Origin of the sequence: Dyadobacter sp. CY351 (assembly GCF_021502625.1) — a bacterium.
GTDB lineage: Bacteria > Bacteroidota > Bacteroidia > Cytophagales > Spirosomataceae > Dyadobacter > Dyadobacter chenhuakuii.
Genome location: NZ_JAKFFU010000017.1, coordinates 23,354 through 35,953 on the forward strand (window position 1 = coordinate 23,354; position 12,600 = coordinate 35,953).

The 12,600-nt window shown below is 44.7% G+C and carries 15 protein-coding genes; 5 read left to right on the plus strand and 10 right to left on the minus strand.

The window, feature by feature from the left end:
• The first annotated feature begins 114 nt into the window (after nucleotides 1-114).
• Together msrA and L0660_RS25380 are read left to right on the plus strand one after the other, a co-directional pair.
• On the plus strand, nucleotides 115-711 hold the full coding sequence (gene msrA, locus L0660_RS25375) for a peptide-methionine (S)-S-oxide reductase MsrA (protein WP_235161919.1): 597 nt from the start codon (nucleotides 115-117) through the stop codon (nucleotides 709-711).
• Nucleotides 712-852: 141 nt separating this feature from the next.
• On the plus strand, nucleotides 853-1,380 hold the full coding sequence (locus L0660_RS25380; RefSeq protein WP_235161920.1) for a porin family protein: 528 nt from the start codon (nucleotides 853-855) through the stop codon (nucleotides 1,378-1,380).
• A gap of 68 nt (nucleotides 1,381-1,448) precedes the next feature.
• On the opposite strand, the gene L0660_RS25385 is transcribed toward L0660_RS25380, so the two are convergent.
• The 8 genes from L0660_RS25385 to L0660_RS25420 all read right to left on the minus strand — a co-directional run bounded on the left by L0660_RS25385 (nucleotide 1,449) and on the right by L0660_RS25420 (nucleotide 8,289).
• Nucleotides 1,449-2,228: a hypothetical protein gene (locus L0660_RS25385; protein WP_235161921.1), complete on the minus strand. Its 780-nt coding sequence runs from the start codon at nucleotides 2,226-2,228 to the stop codon at nucleotides 1,449-1,451.
• Nucleotides 2,229-2,287: 59 nt separating this feature from the next.
• Complete coding sequence (locus L0660_RS25390; protein ID WP_235161922.1) at nucleotides 2,288-3,019, minus strand: hypothetical protein; 732 nt, start codon at nucleotides 3,017-3,019, stop codon at nucleotides 2,288-2,290.
• Nucleotides 3,020-3,092: 73 nt separating this feature from the next.
• Nucleotides 3,093-3,815 (minus strand): RluA family pseudouridine synthase, encoded by a 723-nt coding sequence (locus L0660_RS25395; RefSeq protein WP_233799233.1) that lies wholly within the window; start codon nucleotides 3,813-3,815, stop codon nucleotides 3,093-3,095.
• 78 nt (nucleotides 3,816-3,893) lie between these two features.
• Nucleotides 3,894-4,154: a type II toxin-antitoxin system RelE/ParE family toxin gene (locus L0660_RS25400; protein ID WP_235161923.1), complete on the minus strand. Its 261-nt coding sequence runs from the start codon at nucleotides 4,152-4,154 to the stop codon at nucleotides 3,894-3,896.
• Between the two features lie 4 nt (nucleotides 4,155-4,158).
• Nucleotides 4,159-4,356 (minus strand): hypothetical protein, encoded by a 198-nt coding sequence (locus L0660_RS25405; RefSeq protein WP_235161924.1) that lies wholly within the window; start codon nucleotides 4,354-4,356, stop codon nucleotides 4,159-4,161.
• 32 nt (nucleotides 4,357-4,388) lie between these two features.
• Complete coding sequence (locus L0660_RS25410) at nucleotides 4,389-5,099, minus strand: ABC transporter ATP-binding protein (RefSeq protein WP_026632585.1); 711 nt, start codon at nucleotides 5,097-5,099, stop codon at nucleotides 4,389-4,391.
• Between the two features lie 37 nt (nucleotides 5,100-5,136).
• Nucleotides 5,137-5,589 carry a hypothetical protein gene (locus L0660_RS25415; protein ID WP_235161925.1) on the minus strand — a complete coding sequence of 151 codons (453 nt, stop codon included), beginning with the start codon at nucleotides 5,587-5,589 and terminating at the stop codon, nucleotides 5,137-5,139.
• 36 nt (nucleotides 5,590-5,625) lie between these two features.
• Entirely contained in the window at nucleotides 5,626-8,289 is a 2,664-nt protein-coding gene (locus L0660_RS25420) for a tetratricopeptide repeat protein (RefSeq protein ID WP_235161926.1), read from the minus strand.
• A 171-nt stretch (nucleotides 8,290-8,460) separates the two neighbouring features.
• Between L0660_RS25420 and atpD the strand changes: the two genes are divergently transcribed.
• Both atpD and atpC read left to right on the plus strand, forming a co-directional pair.
• Nucleotides 8,461-9,975, plus strand: a complete 1,515-nt coding sequence (gene atpD / locus L0660_RS25425) for a F0F1 ATP synthase subunit beta (protein WP_026632588.1) — start codon at nucleotides 8,461-8,463, stop codon at nucleotides 9,973-9,975.
• Between the two features lie 28 nt (nucleotides 9,976-10,003).
• Nucleotides 10,004-10,246, plus strand: a complete 243-nt coding sequence (gene atpC, locus L0660_RS25430; protein WP_026632589.1) for an ATP synthase F1 subunit epsilon — start codon at nucleotides 10,004-10,006, stop codon at nucleotides 10,244-10,246.
• 123 nt (nucleotides 10,247-10,369) lie between these two features.
• Here the strand turns inward: atpC and L0660_RS25435 are convergent, their stop codons facing one another.
• Together L0660_RS25435 and L0660_RS25440 are read right to left on the minus strand one after the other, a co-directional pair.
• Entirely contained in the window at nucleotides 10,370-10,717 is a 348-nt protein-coding gene (locus tag L0660_RS25435; RefSeq protein ID WP_235161927.1) for a putative toxin-antitoxin system toxin component, PIN family, read from the minus strand.
• A complete protein-coding gene (locus tag L0660_RS25440; RefSeq protein WP_235161928.1) occupies nucleotides 10,714-10,956 on the minus strand; it encodes a hypothetical protein in 243 nt (80 codons plus the stop codon). The genes L0660_RS25435 and L0660_RS25440 overlap by 4 nt, the downstream gene beginning before the upstream one ends.
• A 298-nt stretch (nucleotides 10,957-11,254) precedes the next feature.
• On the opposite strand from L0660_RS25440, the gene L0660_RS25445 reads away from it, so the two are divergent.
• Complete coding sequence (locus L0660_RS25445; RefSeq protein ID WP_235161929.1) at nucleotides 11,255-12,589, plus strand: APC family permease; 1,335 nt, start codon at nucleotides 11,255-11,257, stop codon at nucleotides 12,587-12,589.
• Nucleotides 12,590-12,600 lie beyond the last annotated feature (11 nt).

Here is a 12,600-nt window from a genome sequence, read left to right on the forward strand (position 1 = left end):
GCAATAATACAATTCAACAACATGAGGACTACGATCCCAATTTTCACGTTCCTGTTTTTGTGTTGCATGGTGGTGATATCATGCGCACAGTCGGATAAAAAACAAAAAAAGCAGATGAATAACGAAGCGTCTTCTACGGCATTGGACGAAGATAATGTGGATATGGCCAACACTGAAATTGCAACATTCGGAACAGGATGTTTTTGGTGTACGGAAGCTGTGCTGGAATCTTTGGACGGTGTAAAAAAAGTGGTTTCGGGCTATGCCGGCGGCAGTGTTGCCAACCCGAGTTATAAGGAGGTTTGCACGGGAACAACCGGGCATGCAGAGTGTGTGGAGGTTGTTTATGACCCGAAAGTCATCACCTATGCGGAACTTTTAGAGGCATTTTTCCGCAGCCACGACCCGACATCGCTGAATAAGCAGGGAAATGACATTGGAACACAGTATAGGTCGGTGATTTTTTATCACAACGAGGACCAGCGCAAATTAGCGGAACAGGCCAAGGCCGAACTGGACAAATCAGGCGCCTATGCGAAGCCAATCGTGACGGAAATTTCGAAAGCTCCCAAGTTTTATATTGCTGAGGATTACCATCAAAACTACTTTGCAAACAACCCGGATCAAGGCTACTGCTCATTTGTGATCGCGCCTAAACTGGACAAGTTTAAGAAGGTTTTCAAAGAAAAATTGAGAAAGAATACATTATAGATCAGGGGTGAAGTTTCGGCTTCGCCCCTTTTGTTTAGGCATCGCCCCGAATAATAACTACAATGGCACAAGTTTTGAAGCATTGAAATTATGGCTTTAATTTGTGCCATTATTATTTTTAACAATAACTAATCTATTACGATGAAAAAGATTCTATTTATGTTTTTCGTTGCGGCCGTCCTAGGCGTAACTTCGGAAAAGGCTTTTGCCCAACAATTTGAAAAAGGAGATAAATTATTGAATGTTGGTATTAACCTTGGCGGAACTTACGGCGGCGGCGGAATCGGTGCTGGTGCTTCCTACGAAGGTGGTGTACACGACTTTATTAGCGTCGGTGGTCAGTTTGACTTTGTACACTGGGGTTACGGCGGCGGAATTTATGGTTACGGCTGGAATTACAATTTCATTAGCATTGGTGCAAGGGGTTCATACCATTTTGGAAAGCACTTCCTGACTATCGATAATCTTGATCTTTACGCTGGTCCGGCATTAGGTTATCGTATTGCTACTTCTTCTTATGACGGTGTTGGTTATGATGCTTACGGAAGCGGCGTATTCTTCGGAGCGTTTGCAGGTGCACGTTACTATTTCAAACCTACTGTCGGTGTTTTTGCAGAAGTTGGTTACAATGCATCGCCATTGAAAGCAGGATTAACATTCAAGTTCTAATTAGAACAAAATATATGAAAAAGGCTTCGGAAAACCTCCGAAGCCTTTTTTTTTGTGCATTACTTGCATTAAAATTGCATGCTCAATGCTAAATGGCCTGATCTGTTTGCAGGATTAAATCCTGGACTTATGCGAAATGTTATCGGTTCGTTTCTTCTGGTGAGCTCCCTTCTTACCCTGGTTGCTTTGGAGCCGTTTTTGCCGCCCTTTACAAACCCAACCGTGCCTACTGTGACCGCACCGGCAAACCCGCCGATCATCATCCAAGCGCCTCTCATTGCTCTTTTTTCGTCCTGATAAGTCGCATAGTTCCCATTGGCGTCTGTGGCACTTACTACAATCCCGGTTCCTATTGCCGCGACAATCACGCCCGCTGAAACCCCGGCGATACCCATGATCATTCCGCCCTTTGACTTAGTTTTATAATATTTGTAGATAGCCCGAAGCCTGTCCGGGGTCGCAGTTCGCAACTCTTCTTGAAAACGCGCTTTTGGAGAAACTGCTGTGGACGATGATGCTACCGGCACAGTTGCTTTCGGAGCTGCCGGAGCATAATAACCCGGCACTTCCATCACCGCTTCAAATGTCTCAACCTCACCATTACCATAATGGATGGATGCGATTTCACTCTTTCTAGCTGAAAAAAGAGGGCCCTCGGGATCCGTTAATTTCTTATACTTCACAACATTATCATCGACTTCCTGTATGAGGACTTCGAGCTTCGTGGCATTGCGGAGGGTGATAACGTCGGCTTTGCGGGGCGTTTGGGCATGAGCGAAATAGGCGGCTAATACCAAAAACAGAAAGAAGACCGATCTGATCTTCTTCCGGAGCATTGTGATTTTCATTCAGGAAGGATGTTATAATACGACATTTAGTAACCATTAATGTTACTAAATAAAAGGTATTAAAACGATAACCTCAATGATAATTGGCCTGACTTATTGAACGGGTCCAAATTAGGACTGACTGTTAAAATGCTCAATGACTGATTTCTGCGCAACAATTCCGTCTTTACTTTCTCCGCTTTCTTGCGATGGAATTTGTAATTGCGAAAGCCGATAAGCCCAAGCCCTACACCCAATACCGGACCCGCAATGGCCAGGGAGTTTCCTATGGTTTTATTGTCCGGGCTGGTGCCTGAACCCGCTATAATAACGCCTGAAACGAGCGAAGCGGCAGCAAAAGAGGTAAATACAATAGCACCTGTTTTTCCGTCCATCGATCTGTCATGGTGATAGCGATATTTGTCCCGGAGCTGATCCGAATTCGCCATCACGACACTTCTTTCAAATTTGTCTGTGGGCAGATTAGCCATGTCGGCGTATTGCCCGACGCTATCCGGCGGAACGTGACCGATCAGGACAGAATCTCTTACATGAATGATTTTACCGGTTTTGAGGATTACCCGCGCGACATTATCGAGGTAAATGTAGCTTTTTGCGCTATCAGCCGTTCCGAGATCGCGATAATTGATCTTTTCATAACTCATTTGGGTAATCAGCGCCTGGATCTTCGAACTGTCGCGCTTGACGATAACGTCGTTTTTCTGACTTTGCGCCCAGGATGAGCTTGTAACAATAAGACTTAAAACAACGCCTAAGACCAGGCTTGGTTTGATAAATGTGTGTAAATGCATGATTTTAATGTTAGGTTGAAATGGATTGTAAGCTACACAATCTTTCCAGACAACCCTTAAAAAACTATGCTAACTATACGCCAAATTTGTTGAGTTGCTTAACAAGTACTTCAAAATCTTTGGGATACGGCGCTTCCACCCGGATAGGATCTCCATTCATCAACGCGAAGGACAATGCAAAGGCATGTAGCGCAACGCGTTGAATAAGAGGCTGTTCCTCCGTTTCTTTTTTCAAATTGAATTTTCTTTTCAAACTCGAAAGGAAAATAGGTTCACCGCCATATTGCGGGTCACAGACGATGGGCGCTTTCAGGCACGAAAGGTGAATCCGGATCTGGTGCATGCGCCCGGTGATGGGGATGCATTCCACCAATGTGTACCCGCGATAAACTTTTAATGTATTAAAAATAGTCTCTGCAACTTTGCCCTCGGCCCGGTCTATCTTAACGGCGGTTCCATTTTTTAGCGGTAAAATGGGTAAGAACACGGAAATGCTGTCGAGGTTGTGAATGCCGGTTGCAACGGCATGATAGCGTTTCGTTACTTCCCTATGCTCAAATTGCATGGCTAAATGCCGGTAAGCAGCGGGATTTTTGGCAAAAGCGAGCACGCCGGAAGTTTCTTTATCCAACCTGTGCGCCGCCTGCAGTTCCGAATTATATTCTTTCGCCAACCGCAGCACGCTTCCTCCCCTATCTGCCGTCCTTTCATCCAATGTCGCCAGATGCGGCGGCTTATTAACGAGTAAAAAGTCCTCGTCTTCAAACAATATCAGGTCCTTAAAATTGATCTTCATAAATCTTCAAATAAAAATAATCCGGAAAAACGACCATTAACGGTAATTCTTCCGGATTGGCTTATGTCACAAAGATAGTTATTTACTTCTGTATGCTTCTTTTCGGTCAGCAACCTTAATCACCTCGACGAAAAGATTTTGATCCTGAATGGTATAGATCACACGATAATTACCGACCCGGATCCTGTAACTATTCAAGGAATTTTCAAGTTTTCGAACTCCCTGCGGCCTCGGATCAGTAGCGAGATCGTCTATTTTTTCAATGATTTTAAGACGAAATGTCTTTGAGATATTTTCTAATTCCTTGATGGCAGACTTCTTGATAATAACTGTATACATGCCCTCAATCCTTCGCAATTAAATCAGCCTTTACGCTATTCCAGTCAGATGATTCTTCATTTTTGCGCAAATCAATAGCAATCTCATCCTCAATGTCTTCCAAGATTTCCAAAAGGCTGTCGCGTTCTTTTAATAAATCAAAGTCAATGACAACCGCTTTTCGTTGCCCTACTTCATCTGTCAGATAAGTAATTCCTTTCATACCCATGTTCGTTTTTCGAAAGTTACAAATTTCTAAACCAAAGCGCTAACCTTCGTTGGGTTGGGGTTGATGGTGTCGGATTCGACCAGGCCGTCGCGTAGGCGGACGATTCTGTGGGCGTAATGGGCGATGTCCTCTTCGTGGGTAACCATTACGATGGTGTTGCCTTTGCTGTATAACTGGTCGAAAAGATCCATGATTTCGTAGGATGTTTTGGAATCCAAATTTCCCGTAGGCTCATCGGCTAGCAGGATGCTGGGATCATTCACAAGCGCCCGTGCAATCGCAACACGCTGACGCTGACCGCCGGAGAGTTCGTTAGGCTTATGTCCCGCCCGATTCTCAAGCCCCACATTTTTAAGCGATAACATTGCTTTTTCTGTGCGATCTGATTTACTTAATCCCGCATAAATGAGTGGCAGTGCAACATTATCGAGCGAGGACATCCTAGGTAAAAGATTAAATGTCTGAAACACAAAACCGATTTCCTTGTTTCGGATTTCAGCCAGTTCACTTTCCGTCATGTCACTTACATCTTTGTTATTGAGGATGTAACGACCTGTCGTAGGCGTGTCCAGGCAGCCGATAATGTTCATTAATGTAGATTTTCCCGAACCGGAAGGCCCCATAAAAGCCACGTATTCCCCCTTATTGACAGAAATCGTGACCGATTTTAAAGCCTGGATCACCTCACTCCCCATCACATAACGTTTCGAAATTTCAGTGGTCTCAATGATTCTCATGTGATGGTTTTTCAGAATTGGGATAAAATATTTGACTTTAAGCGGCGGACATGATGGTGCGCAAATGGCTGCTCACATACAAAGCGGCAAGAATTACGGCTGGCGAAACCGACTCATTATCAACAGTGCCTTCATCTTTCCAGAAGCTGGTTAATGTAAATTCCGTGGCTTCCTCGGCGGTTTTTACTACCCATTTTCTTCTTGTCCAGGACTCATATTTCCAGTTATACAGCTCATCCTCGTAGGTAATCGTAGCGGACCCGTTCCAAAGATTGTATTTGATCTCGCCAAGCACCTTTGCACCGTCGATATCCAGAATTTTGGTGACAGTGTTGAGTAAGCCTTCGTTTTTGAATCTGAGCAAATAGCCGTTTAATTCGCCGTAGCCAGTGCTTTTCCAGAAATTTGTCTTTAATAACCCCACAATCAGCTTGCCTCGAAAGATCCGGCATTCGGTTCCGCTGATGTTGGATTTCCAGGATAAAGACATGTTGATGAAGTGTAATGATTTCCCTAAAATATTAAATCACTGAAATTCTGCCCGTTGTTTTTCGATAAGTGCCCGCATAGGCTGATAGCGAGTCATAAATTGCTGATAATCGGCAGGCAATGCGTACTGCCTCACCTTTTCCTCTCCTTCGTTCCCCTGACCGATCAAACCTTGTTCCAGACTCAGATACGCATATTGTGCCCATAATTGTGGCGCATATTCATTATATCGCAAGGCATCCAGCACGAGTTTGTAAGCCTTTGCAGTCTGCTTTTTCTGGCGGAAATGCGCCGAAGCCGAGGAAACAACTCTTTCATCAAAAGGATTGACCTGCACTGCATTATTAAAATTCTTGTCCGAAGGCGATTTTTGTGCAACTAAATACAACGAATCCGAAAGCGATTTGGGCTTAACACCCGAGAACAATGTTTGTTTCAGTTTTTCAATCGCAGCACTTTGTTCTTTGTCCTGAATTTTATCCAAAAGAATTACGGCAACCTCTTTTTTGTCTGCTAAGGCGTTCGCAACAGCCATGCCAATGGTCCCTTCAACGCCTTCAACTACGGACAATGTTTCAATTGCCTTGTCGTAAAGGCCGAGCTGTAAAAGCCAGTGTCCTAATATTTTATGATATAAATTGCTTTGTTCGCCGTCTTCGTCTGCCCAGCCTGTTAATGTCTCCAATGCTTTGAGTTTGTCGCCGCTGTAAAATTGGGAATACAAGGCAGCAAGGCTCAAATCCTGGGAAAGAACAGGATTTTTTGCTGCCAGTTCAGGCAATAATCTGGCTGGCGTGCTGTCTTGTTTTGCCTGGTTCACCGCGTAATTCAATAAATAAGCAAAAGATGAAACGCTCAGCAACGAATCCGCGGGAACTGCATCTTTGTTGAATGTTTCCTTTGAAAAATTTTGCCTCAGATTCTGCACAGCGAGCCAATTGGCCTGCCAGGAAAGATAATCGCGCTTTTCACTCGCCGTGGCAAGCGAATCCAGCAGGCCGGAATCGGTGTTTTTGGCGAGGATAGCGAGCAGATTCGTTGCCGGGATTTCAGCTCGTTTGGTCGTTTCCTCTGCTTTTGCAAGATAATAGTAAGCCGAATCTGCAACATTGGTTTTATAATACAGCATGCCCAGGTTATTCAGCAGCTCACCGCTTTTTGGAAACGTCCTGATGCCTTCCTGTAAACTATAAACCGCATCAAAAAACAAATTCTCCTGCACCAGAATGCCCGTTAACCCCGAATAAGCCTGGGGCGAAGGATTTTTGAGAAATGACTGTCTGAAATAAAAAGCCGCCGCATTCCTGTCGCCCTGCCGCAATGCAAGGGAGGCCAAGGCGTAATTGGATTTATGGTTTTGAAATTCCTGCTGAACAGCGAGCTTATAATATTGCTCCGAAAGCGTAAACTCCTCTGTTTTGGCATGCAAATCGCCTAATCCATTGAAATAACCCGCAATTGCCTGGTTAACCGGCAGCAATCTTTGAATAGAAAATAACACGATCAGGATGGTGAAACCAAACAAACGCGTTTGCGTAAGCCCAAATCGCATTGGCTTGTAAAGCACTTTGTAGACGGCCAGTTTTTGCTGAAAAAGGGGATAAAAATTGATCAGCACGTAAAACAAAAAGAGCACGCTCATTGCAAGCTGACCCTGCACAACTACATCTTCCAATGTTTCTAAAACCGGATCATTGGCAGTCGCCGACATATAACCTGCAAACGAAACTGCAATGATAAACATGCCTATATAAAGCCAGAAACCCGTGCTGCGGAACGGTATAATGCCATCCGTAGAATCGGCGCGACGCCGGAAACCCCAAATTCCCAGAACCCCGGATGCCAATGCCAGAAAGGCCGGACTGATCAATGTTGCATCGAAATCAATCTGCTTCGTATTTCTCAGATATAGCAAAAGCAGCAATGTCAAATACAGAATGCTGATCACTAAGAAGTTAACCAACCCGGATTTTCCTTTTGAAACAGAACCGCTCGTGCTGAGCCACACTAATCCTGCAATGATTTCCGTCGCAGAAACAAGCAAAAAGAGAATGGTAATGAGCAGCCAGAAAGGAAATGAGTAAGAAGCTGCGGTTAAAGCTGGAAATGGAGTTTTAGCTAAAAAACCAATAAGAACTGTAAGAAGAACAGTCACCGCTCCCACACCTAAAATCCGCCTTCCAATGCCAAAATCCGGCCTGAATGCATGAAAATAGTAAGTTACGCCGCCATATAAAATTACAGCGATCATAAAAAGCGCCCGGCTGGCATCCCCGAATGCGCCTAATGTTTCCAGTCTTGAAAATGCCAGAAACAGGATAAATACAATGGTGCCTGCCAGATACCAAAACCGCGACATGGTCGTCAGGGCAGCCAGGAGAATTGTTAATCCAATCAAAGAAAAAATCCAAAACAGCGCAACAGACAAAAAATCCGTTTCCATCACCGAAGCCATGAAGCTCTCCGTCACCAAATGCGAAGGCGTCGAGATCCCATATTGCCACTCCCCGATCTGCAGCACATCCACAACTGCAGTCGTCTCGGAAAGCTCGCTCACCACATTCCACCGGATCACATTCCCCAGCGGATCAATGCTCTTAACCGCAAAAAACACCAGCGCCAAAACCAAAACCAGGAAAGCCCCCACCGTCATCCTCCGCTCGGACGGCGACCAAACCTTCCAGAAAAAAAATTCCTTCATAAAATTTATTTAAACCGTTTCACAGAATTTTAACTAAGAGATTTTGTTAAAACGGACTCATTTTCTAAAAAATATCCAATAAATCAATAATTCCACTCTTGGTACTGACCAAATTATCTCCTACTTTTGCGGTCTGAAAAAAACCTCATTGGAGATAATCAAAATTATATAATGGCAAACGCGACAAACATAGGAAAAATTACGCAGGTAATTGGCCCGGTTGTAGACGTATCATTTGAGGAAAGCGGAAGTATTCCGTCGATCCTTGATGCGTTAGAAGTCATCAAATCAAATGGTCAGCGAGTAGTTCTTGAGTGTCAACAGCACTTGGGTGAAGACCGGATCCGCACCATCGCGATGGATAGTACCGAAGGGATGCAACGCGGCATGACGGTGACACCACTGGGATCCCCGATCAGAATGCCGATCGGCGAAGGAATCAAAGGTCGTCTGTTCAACGTGATCGGTGAAGCGATCGACGGACTTACACCGCTTGACAATTCGAATGGTATCTCCATTCACCGCTCAGCTCCTAAATTTGAAGATCTTGCAACTTCTACCGAAATCCTTTTCACGGGGATTAAAGTGATTGACTTGCTTGCGCCTTATGTAAAAGGAGGTAAAATTGGTCTTTTCGGTGGTGCCGGTGTTGGTAAAACCGTTTTGATCCAGGAATTGATCAACAACATTGCAAAAGCATACGCTGGTCTTTCCGTATTTGCAGGTGTTGGAGAGCGTACCCGTGAGGGAAATGACCTGATGCGTGAAATGATCGAGGCCGGTATCATTAAATACGGCGACGAATTCAAACACAGCATGGAAGAAGGCGGCTGGGACATTTCAAAAGTGGATTATAACACATTGAAAGACTCACAGGCAACTTTCGTTTTCGGACAAATGAACGAACCTCCTGGCGCACGTGCTCGTGTGGCACTTTCAGGATTGACAATGGCTGAGTATTTCCGTGACGGAGATGGCGAAGGTCAGGGTCGTGATATTCTTTTCTTTATCGATAACATTTTCCGCTTTACACAAGCTGGTTCTGAGGTGTCTGCACTTTTAGGACGTATGCCTTCTGCGGTGGGTTATCAGCCAACATTGGCCACAGAAATGGGTCAGATGCAGGAACGCATTACATCTACAAAACGCGGTTCAATTACATCTGTACAAGCAGTTTACGTGCCTGCGGATGACTTGACTGACCCTGCTCCTGCGACAACATTTGCTCACTTGGACGCAACGACAGTACTAAGCCGTAAAGTTTCTGAAAAAGGAATTTACCCAGCGGTGGATCCACTCGATTCAGCTTCAAGGATTTTGAACGCAGAAACATTAGGTGCAGCCCATTACGATTGCGCACAGCGTGTTAAGAATATTCTTCAGCGTTACAAAGAATTGCAGGATATCATTGCGATCCTTGGTATGGAAGAACTTTCTGACGAAGATAAGCTTGTCGTTTCACGCGCTCGTCGTGTAGAGCGTTTCTTGTCTCAGCCATTCTTTGTTGCAGAGCAGTTCACAGGTTTGAAAGGAACATTGGTTGATATTAACGACACGATCAAAGGTTTCAACCTGATCATGGATGGCAGCTATGACCACCTTCCTGAAATGGCTTTCAACCTGGTTGGAACTATTGAAGATGCGCAGGCAAAAGGAGAAAAAATGCTTGCAGAAGCAACGAGATAAGTTGTAGTGCATCATAAACATTGAATTCATGCATTTAGAAATCATCACCCCAGATAAAAAAGTGTTTGCCGGAGAGGCAAATGCCGTTACATTACCGGGTACTGAAGGACAGTTTCAGGTTTTAAACCGTCACGCACCATTGGTTAGCACGCTGGGCAAAGGTGATGTGGTTGTGGAAGCCGGTGGCGTAAAACAATCTTATCTTATCGACGGCGGCGTCGTAGAAGTGCTTAATAATCAGGTACTAGTACTCGCTGAGGCTGTTTTGTAAGATTCTATAACAGAATTAAAAGCAGATGAAGCGCAAGCGGCATCTGCTTTTTTTTGTTTTAAACAGCACCTATGATTTTCAAAAACTCGTCTAAGCGGATAATACTGATATTATTGAACGAGCCTAATGACAAAGATCTGATTTATCTCCGGTTACAATATAATCTGCCTTTCCATCTTGGGCTATTGCAAGCAAAAAATTGTCGTCCGGATCTGGGCTTGCAGTGACAATTGAAGTTGTCACAATAGGTTTCAGCCTGAGTTTGAGTGTATTTATAAAATCGTCTGCTTCCGAAATACTTACGTATTTCCTGAATTTATCGCGATAAGCAACTTCCCTGATTTCTTCAAGTAATGTCAGATCAGCCAGAATTTGCACATCAATATTAAGAATCACTTTTTCAAGCTTGGCTCGATGTTTCTTGCCGATCAAAGCGCTAATGTAGTCATTGGTATCAACGACCACTTTCATGCAATACGCTTGTTCTGGCTTCTATTTGCCCTTACCTCTCTTATTTCAGCATCTATTTCATCTTCTGTTATGTCTGGCTCTCCCTGCGGCAACCGCAAAGAAAGTGCATTCCATTGGCTTTGAAAATCTTCAAAAGAACCTTGGTTGCCCGTTTCTTTAATCTTCAAAAATTTCAAATTTCTTAGTAATTCCAGAACGAAGGGAGCCTTCTTTTCGGGTATTTCAATTAAAATCTCCATTGAACAGGTTGATTGTTTCCTTGTAATGATACGAATTAACATCTAAATTATTAAATCCATTCAATGTCCGGTAAGGCTCAGCAATTTAATGGCTTTTAGAGCGCAATCACCAACAAAATTGCATCATTGGACAATGATTCAAACTCAACCTCCTGCACGTTTTTTGAACATCAACCCGTCTCGCTTTTCAATATGTGCTGCGGGGCAGTTGCAGGTTTTCACAGTGAGATCAATAAGAATATAGGAGTTACAAAAAGAAAAAGTTTTCCTATTTTCGAAAACGCAACTTCACTCTCCTATGCAGCAACCGGCAGCCAAAAATGAACTTTTCAAAATCCTTGGCGTCGGTTTTGGCGTTGCAGTCACCGTTGGCGGCACCATAGGGACGGGAATTCTCAGAAAACCGGGTCCTATTGCGGAGCAACTGGGCGATTACTGGCTCATTATGGGATTGTGGGCCGCAGTGAGTTTATATGCTTTTCTGGGAACATTGTGCACGATCGAGCTGGGCACTTCTATGCCCAAAGCCGGCGCCTGGTACATTTATGCGCAACGGGCTTTTGGCAACTACGCAGGCTTCGTTGTCGGGATAAACAGCTGGCTGGGAACGTGTTCGGCATTGGGCTTCGGCGTTTATACAATGAGCGAATATCTTGCATTGCTTATTCCCGCATTTGTTGGCTATGAACCTTATGTAGCGGCTGGTATGCTCCTGATCCTGACTGGTATACATTGGATCGGGCTGGCATTGGCGAGCAGTTTCCAAAACATTATGAGTGTGCTTAAAGGGCTTGGATTGTTCATTTTTGTGGCAGTATGCTTCATCTATGGCAACGAAGTTACCGCCGAGCAGGCGCAGTTGACAACGAGCAAAATCGTCGAAACGGGCAGCTGGATCGCGCCCGTTATATTCTCGTTGCAGGCGATTTTTTACACCTATGACGGCTGGCATACGGCTGCATACTTTTCAGAAGAAGACCGCGACCCGACGAAAAATTTGCCGCGTTCCATGATTGGCGGCGTCTTGCTGATCATTATCATTTATCTGCTTTGTAACCTGGCCATTTTGCATGTCCTGCCCATGAATGAATTGTCGCAGTCCAAGCTCGCTGCGGCGGATTCTATCCGGTTAATTTTTGGAGAGGGTTCAGGAAAGATTGTCACGTTATTTTTGATGATATCCATTTTGGGGATAGTAAATGCACAGTTGCTGTTCAATCCGCGTGTACTATATTCCATGAGCCGTGACGGGCTCTTTTTCCGGGGAGGAACGGCGGTAAACAAAGGCGGGACGCCGGCCGTTGCGATGCTGATCACTTCCGCAGTTGCTATCACGCTGATCCTCATCGGCAAAGACGCCACCGAAAAGCTTTCCGACATTGCGACGTTCTTTTTTGTGCTCGGCTACACCTCCGGATTTGCCTCATTGCTTGCGCTGCGTAAAAAGGAACCGGAGTTGCCAAGGCCATGGAAAGTGCCCGCCTACCCTATCCTGCCCATTATTATGCTGATCTTATCCATTGCATTCCTGGTCGGAGCGGTCATTCAGGATCTCGCCAGCACGCAGTATGCATTATTATTTCTTGTGATCAGCTATCCGGCTTACTTGCTGGTCAGCCGCCTGAACCGTTAAATACATTAGTT